Origin of the sequence: Paenibacillus sp. MZ04-78.2, from assembly GCF_024213375.1 — a bacterium.
Classification (GTDB): Bacteria; Bacillota; Bacilli; order Paenibacillales; family NBRC-103111; genus Paenibacillus_G.
Genome location: NZ_JANAVJ010000006.1, coordinates 1 through 18,005, shown reverse-complemented (window position 1 = coordinate 18,005; position 18,005 = coordinate 1). Strand labels below are relative to the sequence as shown.

Here is an 18,005-nt window from a genome sequence, read left to right as displayed (position 1 = left end):
GTACTTCAAGTGTCTTTTTTGGAAAAGTAGAAAAGCTTCCGCACTTTTTTCACAGACGCAAAAAAGCAGCCTAACCCCCGATTCGAGATTTAGGCTGCCCTGCAGCAGTTATCTTATTTGCGCTTAACGCCCAGCGTGACAATCTCGTAAGGACCGACCGGCAAAGACAAGCTCGGGCCCTCCGAAACGAGCGAACCCGCTTCTTCCAAGACGTTGCTTTTGTAGACCGATTCCGCGCCGCGGGCCGAATGTAGCCCCAGCTCCGTTCCGGCCGCTTCCATGTTGAACCATCTCAGCATGAGATCGCCGGAAGCCTCGCTCACTTTCATGGACGAGAACGCAAGTGCGTCGCCCTCCCAGCGGTACGGAGCATAGCCCGAAGCGATCGAGCCGCCGTGCACACCGGTTTGGCAAGCCGTCCACGGAACCTGGAACAGGTACGCCTCGGCAAAAGCGCCCGAAGCCGAACCGTCGCCGCTATGCGGAATAATCTCCAGCCGAACCGTCTGCTCGCCGAGACATTGCGCCTCCGGCGTCGGGAACAAGCCCCAGTCGCCCAGCTCGCTGACGGATCGAAGCAGCGTGACGGCAATCGTATTCCGTCCGTCCCGCAGCACTTCGTACTCCTGAAGCCCGAGGTTGGCAATCGTGAGGCCCGCCCCTGCTCCGCTTACGTCGACGAACGCTTGCTGGTGCTGCGCATTGCTCGGATTTTCCCACTCGGCCGCCGGCTCGTTGTCCCGCGTCGCAATCTCGAAGATCGAATCGGCGCGGTGTACCGCCGTCTCCACGTCGGTCGGGAAGAGCGCGCGCAGTCGGTGATCCTTCGCCTGATTGTTGAAGGACGCCTGCAGCTCGACGCCGCGGCCGCTGCGGCTCAGACTGACCTGCGTGCGGATCGCGAGCGGCACCATGTCCTTGACGCGTTGCCCCTTGCGGTGCGGGAAGTAAACCAGCTCCCGCTTCTCCTGCTCGAACACGGCATCGCCCGAAGCCGGAACCGACCATTCGTGCACGATTTCCACCGTCGCACGGTACGGCGTATCCTCGACGACGCGGATGTCCGCCTTCAGCCCTTTCGTCGTCAGCGTCGTCTCGCCGTTCGGCTGCTTATACATGTACTCGTTGCCGATATCGCCGGTATTCTCGTACACGCCCAAATCGCGGAACGCGCGGCCCGTTTGCTTGTCCGTCACGGTGAGGGAACCATCCTCCGCGATCTCGACGCGAAGCAGGCCGTTCTCCATCACACGGTCGCCGTTCAGTAGCGAAGCGGCGTCGGCAGCCGGGGACGAAGCCCGGTCGGCCGGCTTAAGCCACGCGTACGTGGCAAGGCCAAGCGCAGGCACGTTCTGCGCCTCGAAGGTGAGGCTCACCCTGCGGCACATATACGGCTGACGGAACTTGTCGTCCGGCAGGTCGTAGCCGAACTGCAGGCCCAGGTCCTGCATCGTGAACGGCACGGCGCGGCCTTCCGCGTCGACCAGCGTGCGGCCGGAGACGTCGAGCGCCTGCATGCGGCGGCTCATCTCGTCCAGCGGGAAGCCGTCGCGGAAGTATAGACGCTCGGCGTCCAGCTCCACGGTGATGACTCCGGTCCGATCCCAGCCCGCCGTATTGAAGACGACGAGCGGACGCGCCTCCGCGCCCATGCGGACAAAGACGGACGTATCGACCGCTTCCGCAATGACGCGCTTGCTGTCGTCGACGATCGTCTCGGCCACATGGCGGCTTTTGTCGAAGCGGGTCACCATCTCGCGGTGCACCTCGTCCACGCTGCAGCCGCAGATGCTGTCGTGCGGGTGGTTCTGCATCAGCGTTTTCCAAGCGTATGTGAACAAGTGGTGCGGATACTCCTTGCCCAGCAAGTGCGCGAAGGACGCCAGCGGCTCGGCCACTTTCTCCAGCATCGCTTGCCCCTGCTGGTTCATCTGCTTCAAGTAAATGCGGGCGGACGCGGTATTGACCAGCGTCGACCATCCGTCCGTGCGCTGGCTGCGCAGCTCGCCCTTCACCACGGACAGCTCCCGGTCCAAGGACCGGTTCATGGCCTGCAAATAATCCGCCACGTTCGAGTGGACGAAGTCGGTGTCCGGGAACAGCTTTCGCGCCGTGCGGATCGCCTCGGACAAGTCCTGCTGGATCGGCTGGTGGTCGCAGCCGTTCATGAACAGCAGCTCGCCGGTGGAAGCGTATTTCTCGGCATCTGCGAGCTTCCGCTCCCAATACTCCTTCGCTTCCTTCTCGTCCGTCGGAACTTCCATTCCGTTGCAATACCAGTTCGCGAACAAAATGCCAAGCACCCGCGAGCCGTCCGGGCCTTCCCAGAGCAGCTCGGAGAACGACGATTCGTAGTCCGAATCGGACACGGTATTATTGAAGCCCGTCGGCTTGACGCCGCGGCCGAACATTGCGTTGTCGATACCGGCCTGGCGCAAAATTTGCGGCGCCTGCCCCATATTGCCGAACGTGTCGGGGAAATATCCGACCTTGGTGATCGTCCCGTACCGCGCTGCGTCCTGATGCCCGATCAGCAGGTTGCGCAGGTTCGCTTCGCTGCTCGTCAGGAACGCGTCCTGCAAAATATACCAAGGTCCGATATGAATGCGGCCTTCCCGGATGAACGCTTCAAGCTGCTCCTTCTTTTCCGGGCGAACCTGGAGATAGTCTTCCAAAATAATCGTCTGGCCGTCCAGATAAAAGCTCTTGAACTCCGGATCGCGCTCAAGCGTATGAAGCAGCGTGTCCATCAGTTGGATCAGCAGCATATGATGCTTTTCGTAGGGCAAATACCATTCCCGGTCCCAGTGCGTATGGGAAATGATATGCGCGGTTCTTTTTTTGCTCATGGCTTGTGACGCCTCCCCCCGGATTACTCTCCGGTCACTTGGATATGAACTTCCTTCGGCCGGTACACGGACTTCAAGCGGCCTTCCTGGTCGACCGCGAACAGCACCGAACGCTCTTTCTCCAGCACAAACGAATACCGGCGGCCCGTGGCCGGGTCCTTCACTTCCACATCGGTATCAAGGGCGAATTCGGACACGAAGACGAACAGTGCGCCGTCTTGGAAAGCGAGCTTCCGTCCGTACACGCCCGGGAATCCTCCGCCGCGAAGCCATTCCAGCTCCGCGCGGAAGCCCGCCACTGTCAATGCGTGCTGGTACAGCATCGCGAGCGGCTCGGCACGCTCGTTCAATTCGATCGGCAGCGGGCACCAGAGGAGCCGCCCCGAACCGAGCGGAACGTCGATCAGCTTGTCGGCTCTCGCCTCGGCGACTTCGTCCGTCCGGACTTCCTTCGCCACCTCGGCGATCCGGCGCTGTCCGAACGAGACGGGCAGCAAGCGGCCGTCGAGCTCCAGTATTTCTTCGCGCCGCACGTTGGCCGGACGGTAGGAACCGACCGCCTCCTTGAGACGCTCTGCCGGCTGCCAGTAGGCATCCAGCCCGAGAGGACCGGTGACAAGCAGCGTCGCTCCGGTAGCCCGTACGATTTCGATCAATTTCGCAAATGCTTCGCTATCGATATTATGTGCGCTCGGCAGGATGATCAGCTTCGCCGGTACTTCTGCGAGTGAATCCAGATGGTATTCCCCGACTCCGCGGAAAGGAACTTTCAGCTCGTAGGACAGCACCCGCGTCAGGCGGGTCGTCGCATCGAACGCCAATTTCCGGTTGGAAAAGTCGTTGGAATACGGGAAGACAACGGCGACCTCCTCCAGCTTGCGGCCTTGGAACAAATCCCGGATCTCTTCCATAAAGCGGCCGAAGTCGTAGGAAACGTCCGCTTCCGGCTTCTCCGTCCCGTCCGCCCGCAGCGCCCCGATATGCGATTCGTTGGCATTGTCCATATAGAAATTGGTGTTCCAAATCCAATGAACCGCCCCCGCGCCGCCGGTCGAGAAAGCATAAGCGTATTTGCGCTCCAGGATGCCGCGCAGCTCCGTCTCCGAGCGCTTCGCCCGTCCGTCCGGCGTCTCCACGTACATGATGCCGGTCTCCTGCACGAGATTCGGCTTATCCGGCGTCTTCGCGAAGATGCCGTCCCAGACCAGATGATCGTTCAACCACCACGAGTGAACGGTCGTGTAATCCGACGCCTCTGCATAGAAGAACGGCGACGGACGCTGCGCGCCCAAGGCTTCGTCCTGTCCGACGACGACCATATGATCGGGGCAAACGTCCTTGATCGTATCGTAGAGCTGCTTCGCCCACCGGTTGTGCATCTCCATCGAGAACAACGCGTAGTCGAGCCAGCGGGTACCTTTTTTCCCTTGGTGCATATCCTGCACGTTGAAGTTGATCTCTTCCGGCTCCGGTGGCACAGCCGCTTCAAAGTCCGGAAGCTGCTCCGTCGACATGTTCCAGCGCTCCTGCAGCAGGCCGATCGATCCGTGCCGCTGCTTCAGCCATTCGCGGTAAGCCGCCAGCTCGAACGGATCGCGGCACGACCGCGGGCCGTCGGAGAAAATCTGCGGCGGATCGAACATCGACGGCTCGTTGATCAGATCCCAGTCGACATGCTTCGTGTCCCGATGCCGCGAGACGATCGAACGCACAAACCGTTTCTGCGCTTCCACGCTGCGCGGGTCGAGGTAAGGATTGAGGCCTTCCCAAGGCTCCGGCGTAAACGAAAAGAACGTGAAGGTGATCTGCAAATCATGCTTCTTCGCCGTAAGCAGGAAGGCGTCGATCGAGCGCAGCACCTCTTCCGAAGCGTGCCCGTCGACCTGCATGATGTTGCGGTATGCCGTCCAGATGCCGGTCCGAATCCAGTTGATCCCGGCCTTCCTCATCTGTGCCATGTCGCGGTCCCATACAGCCGCATTCGGCAGGAACAAAAACTTACGCGCCACATCCGATGTCATGTACGTCATCCCGACGACCGGGAACGGACGTCCGTCCTTGACAAAATAATCCCGGTCGCAGCTGACCGGCGCACCCTCGGCAAGCAGCTTGGCGTCGAAGCCCCAGAAGCCTTGACGCAGGATGCGCGTCTCCCCGTCCGGCGCTTGCGCCTGACAGACGATATGGTAAAATCCGCTCTGAATGTCAAGCGGGACGGAAATGCGGTGAATATTCAGCTCCTCCGTGACATCCGCTTCGAAGCGGTGCTTCCAGGAAGCTTGCCCTGCCTCGTGCTCCAGGGAAACCGAGAATTTCCAAGCCCCGTCGCCCGACCCGTTCCCGCGCCCGATCCGCTGCGTTTGCAGCGTAAGCATCGCCCGCTCGCCCGGCTCGTACGAAGCGTAATTCGGCTTGATCCACAGCTCGGTCACACCTTTGGCGCAAAACGCGACCCACTCCTTCAGCGCTTCGGCCCCGCCCTCGTTCCAGAATGCCGCAGTCAGCGGCAAATGGACGAACAGCCAGCGGCTTCCGGTGAAGGGGCCTTTCGTTTGCTCCCAGAGCACGACCGGCGCGGCCACCTCGCGGCCTTCGGCCGAGATGCCTTTCAGCAGCGGATAAATATGCGTGTCCATCGGTCCGGCAGAGCCCATCTGATGCGGCAAATCGCTGCTCTTCGTCACATGCGGCACCAGGTTCCACGTATCCGCTATCGTGAGCAGCGCTTCCTTGCCGGCCAGCAGCGGAATGTCGGCTGTGGCTGCCAGCTTCACCACTGGAGCCGCATCGACCCGGAGCGCTTCATGAATATGAAGCTGCTGATGATAGGCGGTTTGCTCGGCTTCCACATGCCAGCTTCCGTTCTCCGCCCGGACCGGGTGCTTGAACGGCGCGCCTCCGACGCTAATGAGCCCGCCGCCCTGCCGGAGAAAGCCGAGAATCGCGGACCAAGCGGCTTTCGGAAAATACGGCGCATGCAGGTTGACGAAGCAGCCGCCTTCGGCGGAGCTTAGCGCCTCCGCCAAGCGGTCCGCCGGGACGACCTGCCCCACACCCTGCAGCAATCCAGCATCGATCTGCATCCCTTCGCCGAGCGGAAAGCCCGGATCGTAGAAAATGACGATCGGCCGTATCATACAATCCCTTCCTTCATCGCTTCGTATACAAGCAGCGAGAACAAGCTGTTGGACCACGCAAACCAGCTGCGCGTGAAGACGGTCGGGTCGTCCGCATGAAAGCCTTCATGCATAAAGCCGGTATCCGCGTCCGTCGCTTCCAGCATCGCCAGCATTTCCAGCTTCTCCTCTTTCGTTACCGCCGTGAGCCCTTGCATCGAAAGCGCCATGTGCCAAATATAATCCGGCGGCGTGTGCGGGCTGCCGATGCCTTTGGCTACTTTGCCCTCGTAATAGAACGGATTTTGTTTGCTCAAGGCAAACCGTCTCGTATTTTGATAAATCGGGTCGTCCGGCGTCGTATAGCCGATATACGGAATCGACATCAGTCCCGGCGTTCCGGCATCGTCCATCAGGCAATAGTTGCCGAAGCCGTCCGTTTCGTAAGCGTAAATCGGGCCGAACTCCGGATGGCGGTAAATGCCGTACAGTTGAATGCCGTGATCGACATCCGCTTCCAGCTTCTTCAACTCGTCGACGAACGCCAGATCGCGGAACACCCATTCGGCCATCTCACGCATCTGCCGCAGCGTCACGACCGCGAACATGTTCGACGGAATGTTGTAGTGGAAATCGCAGGTGTCGTCGCTCGGACGGAAGCCCGACCAGATCATCCCCGTGTAGTTCACCGGCATACCCAGCCCGTTGTTGCGCAGCGAATCCGTCGGCATGTCGTTATTGCGCGTGAAGCGGTACGGCGACAGCTCGAAGTGGCGCTGCTCCGTTTTCCACAGGTCGACCGTTTTGCGCATCGCGGACTTGAAGTTCGTATCGAAAATATCCGTCCGCTCGGTTTCCTTCCAGTACTTGTAAGCTAAGCGCATCGAGAAGCAGATCGAATCGAGCTCGAATTTGCGTTCCCACACCCACGGGGACATTTCGGTCTCGTCCGTCGTGTTCCAGTGCCAATCGTTCGCCGATTCGTTGAAGGCGTTGGCATACGGGTCGATATGGATATATTGAATGTGCCGTTTAATCAGTCCGGCGATCAATTGCTGCAGATCCGGGTCGTTCTTCGCCAGCGGCACGTAATGCATCACTTGCTCTACGGAATCGCGCAGCCACATCGCCGGAATATCGCCGGTAATCACGAACGTCGTTCCGTCTTCCATCCGTTTTGTCGTCGTCGCCAGCGTGTTCGGGAAGCAATTTTTAAACAATTGCAGCAGCTTGGGACGATGAGCCAGCTTGACCTCCGCTTCCGCCAGCACGTCCTGCACCGCCCGCGGCAGCTCCATCGCAGGAATTGGAATTTTAGGTAATCTGAATTGTTCCATCTCGTCCGTCAACCTCCATTTTTTCTACTACTCACCGAATTTTTTTGAAAATCGGGGCTCGCGCGACACAGTAGCACGCGGTGGGGTATCCACTGGAGGAGCGATAGCGTTCGCCTTGGTCTTCGGGAAATCTCCGCTATCCAGCGGCTTCCAATCCAAATTTCCCGAGGACCACAGCGACCGGAAGTGGATACCCCACCGCCACCGCCCTACGTCGCTGAATACCTGATTTTCAACAAACCACTATTCCTTCACCGCACCAACCGTCAACCCTTGAATAAAATACCGTTGGAAGAACGGGTACGCGAACACAATCGGCCCCGTCGCCAGAACGACCATCGCCATCCGCGACGTATCCTGCGGCAGCGATTGCAGCACGGCTACGCCCATCGACGGGTTGCTCGTATTTTGCAAAATAAACTGCATGCTCGTCTCGATCCGCATCAGCATGGATTGCAGCGGCACCAAGCTCGGCTTGTCAATATAGAGCAGCGCGTTGAACCAGTCGTTCCAGTACCCGAGGGTGCTGAACAAGCCGATCGTCGCGAGCCCCGGAAGCGATAAGGGCAGAACCAGGCGGAAGAAAATCCCGAATTCGCCCGCACCGTCGATTTTTCCCGATTCGATAATGGCATCCGGTACGCTCGTAGAGAAGAACGTCCGCATAATCATGATGTAGAAGGCGTTCACGGCCAGCGGCAGAATGAGCCCCCAGATGGAGTCCTTCAGCCCAAGCAGCTGCGTGACGACAATATAGGTCGGGACAAGCCCGCCGTTGAACAGCATCGTAAAGAAAGCGAAAAACGAGAAGAAATTGCGGTATTTGAAGCTTCTGCGCGAGACCGCGTACGCGAACAGCGCAATCATAATCATACTGAGCAACGTACCGATTACGGTAACGGCAATGGTGACACCGTAGGACTGCAGCAGCTGATCCCCGGCTTTAAACACATAGCGGTAAGCTTCCAGACTCCATTTTTCCGGAATGATCCGGTAACCGTTGCGCGCCAGCGTCCCTTCGTCCGTAAACGAAATGATCGTAACGAACACGAAAGGAAACACGCACGCAATAGCCAAAATGCCGGCAATCAGGTTGAAAATTACGTTCCAAACCGGAGACAAATGATGAAAATCCCGGCTTCGTTTCATCGTTCGTGCAGACACGGTCATCCCCTCCTTTTTCCATGTGGATTAATACAATGCGTTGTCTTTATTGAATCTGCGAACAATGGCATTGGAGGTAATGACGAGCACGAAACCGACGAACGACTGATACAGACCGGCCGCGCTGGTCATGCCGATTTCCCCGGTAAATTTCAAGCCGCGGTATACGTACGTATCGATGACGTTGGTAACCGAGAACAGCGTACCCGAATTGCGCGGTACTTGATAGAACAGCCCGAAATCCGCATAAAAAATACGTCCGATCGCAAGCAGCGTCAGAATGGTAATCAGAGGCGTCAGCATCGGCACCGTAATATGGCGGATCTGCTGCCATTTGTTCGCTCCGTCGATCATGGCCGCCTCATACAGCGATTTGTCGATCCCCATGATGGCTGCCAAATAGACGACACTGTTGTAGCCGATCGTTTTCCACAAAAAGACGAGCGTCAAAATAAGCGGCCAATACGTCGGATCGTTATACCACTGCGTGGCGGTGAGCCCGAACGCTTTGGCGATTTGGTTGATCATGCCTTTGTCGAAGCTGAGGAAGCTGAATACGAAATACCCGACAATAACCCAAGACAAGAAATAGGGCAAAAACATCCCCGTCTGATACAGCTTGGCCAGCTTCTTGTTGGCGATCTCCGCCAAGATGATCGCCAGCCCGACGGCCAACACCAGGCCGATTACGATGAATACGGTGTTATACAGCAGCGTATTCTTCGTAATGAGAAAAGCGTCCTTCGTGCTGAACAGAAATTCGAAGTTTTTGAGCCCGACCCACTTGCTGTTTATAATGCTGGCCAGGAACCCGTCGCGGTGGTACCGGTATTCTTTAAAAGCAATAATCGTCCCGGCCATCGGCAGGTAAGAGAAGAAAAGAAACCAGATTGTGGCGGGAAGCACCATGATGAGCATGGCTTTATTCCGGCTAATATCCTTAAGCACACCCTTCACATTCATCACCCCTCGCGTTCAATGAGACGGGGCGAATGAATGCCATTCGCCCTGTCCCCCGTTCTTATCATTCACCCGAGAAAGCTTCGGTCAAGAAGCTCTGTTGCCTTTTGAAGCTTGATTATTTTTTAGTTGCTTTCCATGCGTCGATTTGACGCTGCGCTTCTTCCATGATTTTGTCGAGGCCAGCAGCTTTCAGCTTTTGAATGGCCTGCGGCACAATTTGATCCGGATCGACCGTACCGGTCATCAGCGGCGCCCAGAATTCTTCTTTGACGTTCTGTACTGCTGCGATTTCGCTCGTCACTTTGGACGGGTCGAAGTTGAAGCCGAGCAGCGCGGCAGGTTTACCGGTGCTGTTGAATTTTTTGAAGCCTTCCCATTTGTCCTTCGGATCGGTCGGGTTCAGGTACGTGATCATCAGGTTACCCAGCGAGAACGTCGGCATATCGTAGTTTTTCGATGGTTCCGGCAGGTTCTCCATCACGTTGTCGCCGACTTTTTTGTAGTGCACGCCTTCGATCCCGGAGTCGACCATGTTGCGCAATACCGGATCGGTGTTCAGCAGGTTCAGGAACTCCATCGCTTTCTCCGGATTTTTGGAGTTCGCCGAGATCGCCTGCATCGAGCCCATAACGGACCAGTTGTAAATGTAAGCCGGGCTGGCTGGAGTCGAGACAACCGGATAACCGTAGCTGGCAGACCACAAGTTGTCCGCGAACGGCTGCGTCGTTGCTTTGTCCGCAAACCATTTGCCGGTTTTTTGCACGTCCGTCGAGGAAACCATCGTTGCCGCTTCCGTAGGAATGTAGCCGGCTTTATAATATTTGTGCATCGTTTGGAGCGTTTTCTTCATCTCCGGCGTTTCCAGAACGTTGACGACCTTGTAGTCTTGGTTGTCTACTTTTACGGCCATCGGCATTTTCTCGATCACATAGTCGTACGGTACGAATACGCCGTAGTTTTTGTCGACGGAGAACGGAATAACGCCCTGTTCTTTTTCTTTAATCGTTTTCAAGAGCGGCTCCAGGCTTTCCAGCGAGTTCACGTTCTTGATATCGAGGTTGTACTTATCGAGCAACTGCTTGTTGAAGCGCCATACCTCTTGCGCCGGCAGCTCTTTGTTGGCCGGAATACCGTAGTTGTGGCCGTCGACTTTGGAACCGCTTAAGAAGGCGGGATCAAGCAGGTCCTTGATGCCTTTGCCTTGTTTCTCAAGCAGATCGTCGATCTTCATGAACGCGCCTTTTCTTGCGTTCTGAACGTAGTCGAACGCCCAGGAAGACGTGAACATAATGTCCATCGGCGAACCGGAAGCGGTCATGACCTGCAATTTTTGCGAGTAATCGCCAAAGTCGATCATGTTCATTTTGACGGTAACGCCGATTTTTTCTTTCGTATATTTGCTGACCTCTTCCATGACCCGGTCAACGTCCTTTTGAGGCGTGCCGATCGTATACCAAATCAGCTCAACAGGTTTGCCCGCGGCGCCTCCTGCGTCCTGCGCGCTGTCCTTGCTGCCTCCGCATGCGGTCAAGACGACCGAAGCCGATAGCATAAGCGCGAGTCCGGCAAACAGGCTTCTTTTTTTCATTTTCATGTTCGCAGATACCTCCCTTTTTCTTTCAAACAGCCGTTGAATCGTTTCAATGGCTACCTTTACATTAACTCAAGAAAGCATTTACAAATAGGCAAGAAACTAAAGGTATGCTGTACAAAATAAAGAAAGGGTCTGCCGTTTTTTACCCTTCACAGCAGCCCTTTGTAATCCGTCGGAGAAATCCCGACATATTTTTTGAATTGTTTGTAAAAATAACTGGTTTCCCAATACCCGACAGTTTTGGCGATTTCCTGAACTTTCAGATGCGTCTCCTTCAGCATCGTCTTCGCCTTCTCGATGCGGTACTTGTTGATGTATTCCGTAAAGTTCTCGCCCGTTTCCTTATGGAACAGATGGCCGAGATACACCGGATGAATATTAAACTGCCCGCTCAGCGTCTTCAGCGACAGCTCTTCGGCGTAGCTGTCGTGAATCAGCTTCAGCACCTGCTGAATGACGGGGCTTCGGACGTCCTGGATCAAAGAATCAACGGTTAAACCGGCCACCGTCTTCACAGCCTCGGTCATCCGGTCCACCGTTCCGGCATGAAGCACGCGGTTGAAGGCTTCTTGATACAGCTCCGACGAATCCGTATGCTTGATCGCTTTCAGCTCCATCTTGAACCGGATCATCAGCTCGACGGAGATTTGCTGGAGCCAGGCTGGCGTCATGCCCTCCTGCGTCAGGAGCCATTCATAATCCTGATCGATGCGGGAGAGCAAGCTATCTTTATCTTTGGCCAAAATAAGCTTGGAATATTCCGTCCATTCCAGAGGAAAATCAAGTCCGGCCGCCTCTCCGGAAACGGCGATTTCCTCGTAATCCAGAATGTCGCGGTCGGGATAGAGCAGGAAGAACTCCTGCGCCTTCTTCGCATGAGCATAGCTTTCCACCGCTTCGTAAGGCAGCCGCTCCACGCTGCCAAGCGAAATGCGGCAAGACCGGGAAGCCGCGGCGCAATCGACCTTCGTCCGGGCCAGCATCTCCAGCGCGGCACGCTTGCCCTCCGCCGGCTCGTCCAGCGTAAAGACAACGACCAGCTCGCCGTCCATATTATGAAACGGGATGACGGACAAGCCCGGCAGCCTCTGTTCCGCTACAAGCTCGGCGTCTCCCGCGTCTCCCTCAGGAAAACGAACGAGCGCCACTAGCACATAAGGACGGTTCATCTGCAATTGCAACAGCTCGGCTCGTTCGTCGAATTCGTTCGGCGCGATCTGCCCGGTCAGCCACCGGTGCATAATGTGCTCCTTCAGAATACGCATGTCCTGTTCGCCGAAGACGCGTTCGGCCTGCGCGGCGTTCAGCTTGTCCGCCGTCGTGGTCAGCGTGGAGCGAAGCTCCTGTACGTCGATCGGCTTGAGCAAATAATTTTCGATCCCGAGCCGCATGCCTTCCTTCAAATAATCGAACTCATTGAAGCCGCTCAGGATGATGACCTTCAGGCCCGGGTTCCATTCGCGGACGGCACGGATAAGCTCCAGTCCCGTCATAGCCGGCATCGAAATATCCGTAATCAGAATGTCGGCAGGCGTGCGCTTCAAGGCGTCCAGCGCCTTTTGACCGTTCCCTGCGTGACCGACGATTTCGAGCCCCAACGCGGCCCAGTCGATAATATCGTACAACCCTTCAATAATGAAAGGCTCGTCATCCGCCAAAAACACTCTATACATCGGATTCGCCTGCTCCTTCCTTTTCCGGGAACCATACGGTCACGGTCGTACCGACCCCGGGCTTGCTCTTCAGCTTCATCCCGGCCCTGCTTCCGTGCAGCAGCTTGAGCCGCTCATAGACGACCCGCAGTCCGAACGAACCGCCGACCTCTTCGGGCGCTCCGAGCGCTTCCTTGATCTCCTTGAGCCGCTGCGGCTCGATCCCCCCGCCGTTGTCCTCCACCAGAACGCGAATCGTCCCGTTCTCCCGGGAGAACCGGATGACAGTACAGTTATCGTCTCGTTCCGCCTCAATGCCGTGAACGATGTAGTTTTCAATAATCGGCTGGAGAAACATTTTGACGACGGGAATCCCATACAGCTCCCGGTCGCATTCGATGGCGTAAGTGAACCTGTCTTTATAGCGGATACGGAACAGCTCCAAATACAAGCGGCAAGCCTCCAGCTCGTCCTTGAGCGTATAGACGGCCTTCTGCTGCACGACGTTGCGGAACAGCGCCGACAGACTGAAGATCATCTCGCCCACGTCATGCGCGCCTTGGGAAATGGCCCGCATTCGGATCACTTCGAGCGTGTTATACAGAAAATGCGGATTGACTCTCGCCTGAAGCGCGACGAATTCCGTCTGCTTTTGCCGGATTTCCGCTTTATACACCCGCTCGATATAGCGGTTCAACTCGTCCAGCATATCGTTGAAGCTGCGGGAAATTTGGCCCAGTTCGTCTTCCTTCGGCTCGATGATGCGCGAGGTCAGGTCCCCGGTCTCGACCTTTTTCATAAACCGGATAATTTTGTTCGTCCGCTTGGCGAAATTGATCACGACGAGCGACGGAAACAGAATGGCGATCAGAATCCCCAGCACGCTGGCGATGAGGATCGTCCGTTGCCAGCCTTGGGACGCGGCCGCGATCTCTTGCTTCGGAATTGCGCCGACCACGACGTATCCAGCCTGATTTTGCGCCAGCGTCGTAATATACGATTCCTGCTCCAGCATGCCCGTCTCCTGTTGAATTTGATTCATGTAGGGATAAGGTTTGCCGTAATACGTACCCGAGGAATCGAAAATGACCTGCCCGTCCGGAGTCAGTACGAGAATCGTCCCCCTGAGCGTCTCTTTGTAGCTGGCCAGCGACTTCCAAATGCCGTCGGAATCGAAATAAATCAACAACTGCCCGATATATTTCAGCGAGTTTTTGTCGTTCATCGCAGCCCGGACGGCAAACAGCCGGGAGTTCCATTGATCGATTTCTTTGCGAATCCACGGATTGGGCACGGAGACGTTCTTGTTGTCCAACGCCATCGCGTCCGGAACATACGAGCGGACGGCATTGGTCACATGAAGCTTCGCCGACTTTTGCCGGGTGTACACATACAAGGACTGCTTCTCCGCGCTGTACAGCATCAGATTCCGGATATCCGAATCGTCCTCAAGCCGGTTGGCAAAATAGGACAGGCCATACGGAGCGACATCTTCTTCATAATATCGGTTCAAACCATGCTCAATATAATCCCGAAAATCATGCTGCAGGAAATACGAGATGTCGGCAGCCAGCCTCGGTTCGCGATAGACGCCCAACACCATCGATTGCACCGACTCGTATTTTTCGCTCAAAAACGCGTTGACGCTCTCCATCGCCTTCTTCTGGTTGTCCATCTCCCGCTGTACGACAGATTGCGACATCACGTGAACCATCAGGTACGAGAGCGCGATGATGGTCAGAATGATGAAAAGGGCAAACGAAAGCAGCAGCTTCATAAATAAGTTGTTTTTAATATATCTTCGGTATACGCTTCCAATCATTTCGTTCCCACCCCCTGCTGCCGTTCCTGCGCTTCGATCTCTAAATTATAGCATGCCAGAAAATGAATCGGGAAATGTTCCAAAATAGTTCAAAAATTCGAATTTTCACAAAAGAAATCCCGGGATTGCTTTGATATAGGTCATATTTTCCGGGACAAGCTTTCCTCACAATAGAGATAGACCATGACAATCCTCACAACAATCCGTGACGGTTTGCCAAAACAACAGGTTCAGGAGAAAGGTGGAATAGGAATCCCATGGATGTAGTGATGCTCTCGCGCATACAGTTTTCCGCAACGACGATTTTTCACTTTATTTTCGTGCCCATCTCGATCGGATTAGCGCTAATGATTGCGATTATGGAGACGATATACGTAGTCAAAGGCAGGAAGAATATAAACGGATGGCCAAGTTCTGGGGCAAATTGTTTCTGATCAATTTCGCCGTCGGCGTGGTCACCGGGATTTTGCAGGAATTTCAGTTCGGTATGAACTGGTCGAGTTATTCGCGGTTTGTCGGGGACGTCTTCGGCGCTCCGCTGGCCATCGAGGCTTTGCTGGCGTTCTTCATGGAATCGACGTTCATCGGCTTATGGATCTTCGGATGGGAGCGGCTGTCGAAGAAGGTTCACGGTCCGAACCTTCGGGACGAGCCGGGCGGTCGTGCACTATGTCGAACGTCTCGTCGGACACGATACGATTCTGCGCATGATCTCGCACCTGCGCGTCCGGCTGTACCGGCTCCTCGAACCGCAGGCGCTGTTCATCCGCTCCCGCTTCCGCACGGGCGACATGCTCGGCGTGCTGGCCGACGATATCGAGCATCTGCAAAACGTGTATTTGCGCATCGTGTTTCCGGGCGCGGCTGCTTTCATCGTGTTCATGTTGTCGGTTGCGGCGCTGGGCTGCTTTGACGGAAGGTTCGCGCTGCTGGCGGCCGTTTATTTGTTGATTCTCGGCCTCTTGCTACCCGCCGCTTCCTTAGCAGTCACGCGGAAGAACCATACGCTGCTCAAGTGGCAGCGCAGTGGCCTGTACCAGAAGCTGATCGATGCGGTGCTCGGAATGAACGACTGGGTCGTCAGCGGGAGAGCGTCGAGCTTATTGAAAGTTACGAAACGGACGAAGCAGAAATGGCTATGCTGGAACGGCGAACGAGCGATTGGACCCGACGCAGAAACGCCATCGCCCAAGGGGTGGTCGGGCTGATGGTCGTCTCCATGATCTATTGGGCGGGCCAGCAAGCGGCCGACCAGCGAATTGCCGTGACCTTGATCGCCGCCTACGTGCTCGTCGTGTTCCCAGTGGCGGATGTGTTTCTGCCCCTTTCGGAGGCTGTAGAGAAGCTGCCGCAGTACCGGGAGTCGCTGTACCGGCTGGCGGCCACTGGCCGGCTGGCCGGCTCGCACACTGCCGCCCAAGCCTGTGGCGGCGGAGCTGCCCGTCCGGAGTTGTCGGACGGCGGCGCATCTTCAAGTCGATGACGCGTGCTATCAGTATGAGCCCGGAAGCCGCCGGGAAATCGACCACGTATCGCTGGATCTTCCACAGGGGAAGAAGATCGCGGTCATCGGCCGCAGCGGCGCAGGCAAATCGACGTTGCTGAAGCTCATTCAGGGGGCGCTCGTCCCCACGGAAGGCCAAGTTACTGTGAACGGCATGCCCGCGCATTCGCTTGGTGACGGCATCTCCGGCGTCATCTCGGTCTTGAACCAGAGCCCGCAACCTGTTCGATACTTCGGTGACGAACAATATTCGGCTCGGGAAGCCCGAAGCCTCGGACGAGGCCATCCGCCAGGCCGCCAGGCTCGTCAAGCTGGACGCCCTGATCGAATCGCTGCCGGCAGGCTATCGGACGCCCATGCATGAAACGGGACAGCGCTTTTCGGGCGGCGAGCGCCAGCGGGTCGCGCTTGCTCGCATCCTGCTGCAGGACACCCCGGTCGTGCTGCTGGACGAACCGACGGTCGGACTCGATCCCCGGACCGAACGGGAGCTGTTGGCCACGATCTTCGATACGCTGCGGGACAAATCCTTGATATGGGTTACGCACCATCTGGTCGGGGCCGAGCAGATGGACGAAATTATATTTATGGAAAACGGCCGCGTCGAAATGAGAGGCACGCACGCGGAATTAATGGAGCGCTATCCGCGCTATCGGAATTTGTACCGTCTGGACCGGCCGAACGAAGCGGATCTATAATTTCAGCTGACCGTGAACTACCCTCCACCTACGCTTCGCTTAGAGGTGGGGGCTTCTAAGGTAATCGTACCTAGCGGTACGAAATTTACTTAGCTATCGAGCCTGTTCCATGCTCTATATATGATTATGCTAACAATCGCAATCCTTCACGCTTGATATTGATCGAAGCATTCCAGTCTCGATCTGCTACAAAACCACATTCGCAGTGGAATGTACGCTCAGAAAGAGATAGAGACTTCTTCACTTGACCACAACTTGAACAAGTTTTGGATGAGGGAAACCACTTATTTATTTTGATAAGCCTTTTCCCTTGCTCCTCTAACTTGTATTGGAGAAATGTCGTGAACATGCCCCATGCATTATCGGCAACGCTTTTGCCAAAATGAAGGGCTTGTGACATTCCCTTCATGTTGAGATCTTCGATAACCACACAATCATACCGTTTCGCTAATCTGTGTGATTCCTTATGTAGAAAGTCTTTTCTTTCGGTTTAAACCCTTAACTTTAGAGTCTTACTCCCTTATTCTCACGAATTCGTAGTTTTTCAAATTGCACTACGTTGCCGCCCTTGACACGGAGCCTCCACGGGCATGGATTTCTCGCGATAGGGCGATGCTGTAAAATAAGCATCGCGAGGCTTGCCAGCCTATCATGCCCGTCTCTCCGTATAAAGGGCTTTATCCGTCTGCTAGACCTTAATGACCAGCGGTGATACAGTTTGCTGTTGAATAGCTTGTACAAATTGGGCTGGGGATAAATCATACAAACTGCCATGAATCCGCCGCTGGTTATAAAATAAGATATAGTCCGATACGATCTGATAAGCATCCTGGTAACTTTCAAATTCATGTCTGGATAGACAATCCTTCTCCAAAATGGCATGAAACGCTTCAATATGTGCATTTTTGTTCGGTGTTTTCGGCGGTATTCGCTCATGCTCTACCTGAAGCTGCAGACAAATTTCTTCAAAGACATGGCTGATGAACTGCGGACCGTTATCGGTACGAATCACCGGCAGCGTCTCTTTACCGAAGAGTTGTCTTTTCCAAAGGGCACGTTGTACGATCTGCGCGGCATGCTTGCCTTCGCAGGATAGACCCATATGGTAATCGATGATCGACCGATCATAAACATCAATGAGGCTCAGCAGGAAAAAGAAGCGCTCTTCTGCTGCGATATAACCGTATTTTACGTCCATTTCCCAAAGTTGATTAGAACCCCGGATTTCCCGGTTATTCGCCAGCTTTCTGGGATATTGCACCCGTTTTTGCCGTTGAGGTTGAAGGATGTCTAGTTCGCGGCAAAG

Annotated in this window: 13 protein-coding genes and 2 pseudogenes; 5 read left to right on the top strand and 10 right to left on the bottom strand. The window is 55.7% G+C overall.

What is annotated here, in order from left to right; translation table 11 throughout:
- Nucleotides 1–113: 113 nt before the first annotated feature.
- The 8 genes from NLX71_RS06670 to NLX71_RS06635 all read right to left on the bottom strand — a co-directional run bounded on the left by NLX71_RS06670 (nucleotide 114) and on the right by NLX71_RS06635 (nucleotide 14,497).
- Complete coding sequence (locus NLX71_RS06670; protein WP_254362712.1) at nucleotides 114–2,849, bottom strand: alpha-mannosidase; 2,736 nt, start codon at nucleotides 2,847–2,849, stop codon at nucleotides 114–116.
- Nucleotides 2,850–2,872: 23 nt separating this feature from the next.
- Nucleotides 2,873–5,986 carry an alpha-amylase family protein gene (locus NLX71_RS06665; RefSeq protein WP_254362711.1) on the bottom strand — a complete coding sequence of 1,038 codons (3,114 nt, stop codon included), beginning with the start codon at nucleotides 5,984–5,986 and terminating at the stop codon, nucleotides 2,873–2,875.
- Complete coding sequence (locus NLX71_RS06660; RefSeq protein ID WP_254362710.1) at nucleotides 5,983–7,302, bottom strand: glycoside hydrolase family 125 protein; 1,320 nt, start codon at nucleotides 7,300–7,302, stop codon at nucleotides 5,983–5,985. Before NLX71_RS06660 ends, NLX71_RS06665 begins: the two co-directional genes overlap by 4 nt.
- A 243-nt stretch (nucleotides 7,303–7,545) precedes the next feature.
- The gene (locus NLX71_RS06655; protein WP_254362709.1) at nucleotides 7,546–8,472 is read right to left on the bottom strand and encodes a carbohydrate ABC transporter permease; all 927 of its coding nucleotides are present in this window, start codon (nucleotides 8,470–8,472) and stop codon (nucleotides 7,546–7,548) included.
- A 21-nt stretch (nucleotides 8,473–8,493) separates the two neighbouring features.
- Complete coding sequence (locus NLX71_RS06650) at nucleotides 8,494–9,429, bottom strand: ABC transporter permease (RefSeq protein WP_254362708.1); 936 nt, start codon at nucleotides 9,427–9,429, stop codon at nucleotides 8,494–8,496.
- Between the two features lie 115 nt (nucleotides 9,430–9,544).
- Entirely contained in the window at nucleotides 9,545–11,023 is a 1,479-nt protein-coding gene (locus NLX71_RS06645) for an ABC transporter substrate-binding protein (RefSeq protein WP_254362707.1), read from the bottom strand.
- A gap of 149 nt (nucleotides 11,024–11,172) precedes the next feature.
- A complete protein-coding gene (locus NLX71_RS06640; RefSeq protein WP_254362706.1) occupies nucleotides 11,173–12,696 on the bottom strand; it encodes a response regulator transcription factor in 1,524 nt (507 codons plus the stop codon).
- Nucleotides 12,689–14,497, bottom strand: a complete 1,809-nt coding sequence (locus NLX71_RS06635; RefSeq protein WP_254362705.1) for a sensor histidine kinase — start codon at nucleotides 14,495–14,497, stop codon at nucleotides 12,689–12,691. The genes NLX71_RS06640 and NLX71_RS06635 overlap by 8 nt, the downstream gene beginning before the upstream one ends.
- Before the next feature lie 257 nt (nucleotides 14,498–14,754).
- Here NLX71_RS06635 and NLX71_RS06630 point away from each other — a divergent pair.
- From NLX71_RS06630 to NLX71_RS06615, 5 genes and pseudogenes are all read left to right on the top strand, one after another.
- Nucleotides 14,755–15,128, top strand: a pseudogene (locus NLX71_RS06630) (cytochrome ubiquinol oxidase subunit I); the annotation flags it as partial.
- Nucleotides 15,129–15,159: 31 nt separating this feature from the next.
- Nucleotides 15,160–15,705, top strand: a complete 546-nt coding sequence (locus tag NLX71_RS06625; RefSeq protein WP_254362916.1) for an ABC transporter domain-containing protein — start codon at nucleotides 15,160–15,162, stop codon at nucleotides 15,703–15,705.
- A complete protein-coding gene (locus NLX71_RS06620; RefSeq protein WP_254362704.1) occupies nucleotides 15,636–15,980 on the top strand; it encodes a hypothetical protein in 345 nt (114 codons plus the stop codon). The genes NLX71_RS06625 and NLX71_RS06620 overlap by 70 nt, the downstream gene beginning before the upstream one ends.
- Nucleotides 15,922–16,365, top strand: coding sequence for an ATP-binding cassette domain-containing protein (locus tag NLX71_RS26775; RefSeq protein WP_309248921.1), 444 nt, complete (start codon nucleotides 15,922–15,924; stop codon nucleotides 16,363–16,365). The genes NLX71_RS06620 and NLX71_RS26775 overlap by 59 nt, the downstream gene beginning before the upstream one ends.
- Entirely contained in the window at nucleotides 16,358–16,699 is a 342-nt protein-coding gene (locus NLX71_RS06615) for an ATP-binding cassette domain-containing protein (protein WP_375377896.1), read from the top strand. Before NLX71_RS26775 ends, NLX71_RS06615 begins: the two co-directional genes overlap by 8 nt.
- Nucleotides 16,700–16,823: 124 nt before the next feature.
- Here NLX71_RS06615 and NLX71_RS06610 read toward each other — a convergent pair.
- Together NLX71_RS06610 and NLX71_RS06605 are read right to left on the bottom strand one after the other, a co-directional pair.
- Nucleotides 16,824–17,186 (bottom strand): annotated as a pseudogene (locus tag NLX71_RS06610) (RNA-guided endonuclease InsQ/TnpB family protein); the annotation flags it as partial.
- Between the two features lie 201 nt (nucleotides 17,187–17,387).
- Nucleotides 17,388–18,005, bottom strand: a 618-nt coding sequence (locus tag NLX71_RS06605; protein WP_254362703.1) for a DDE-type integrase/transposase/recombinase, incomplete at its 5' end; no start/stop codon positions are given.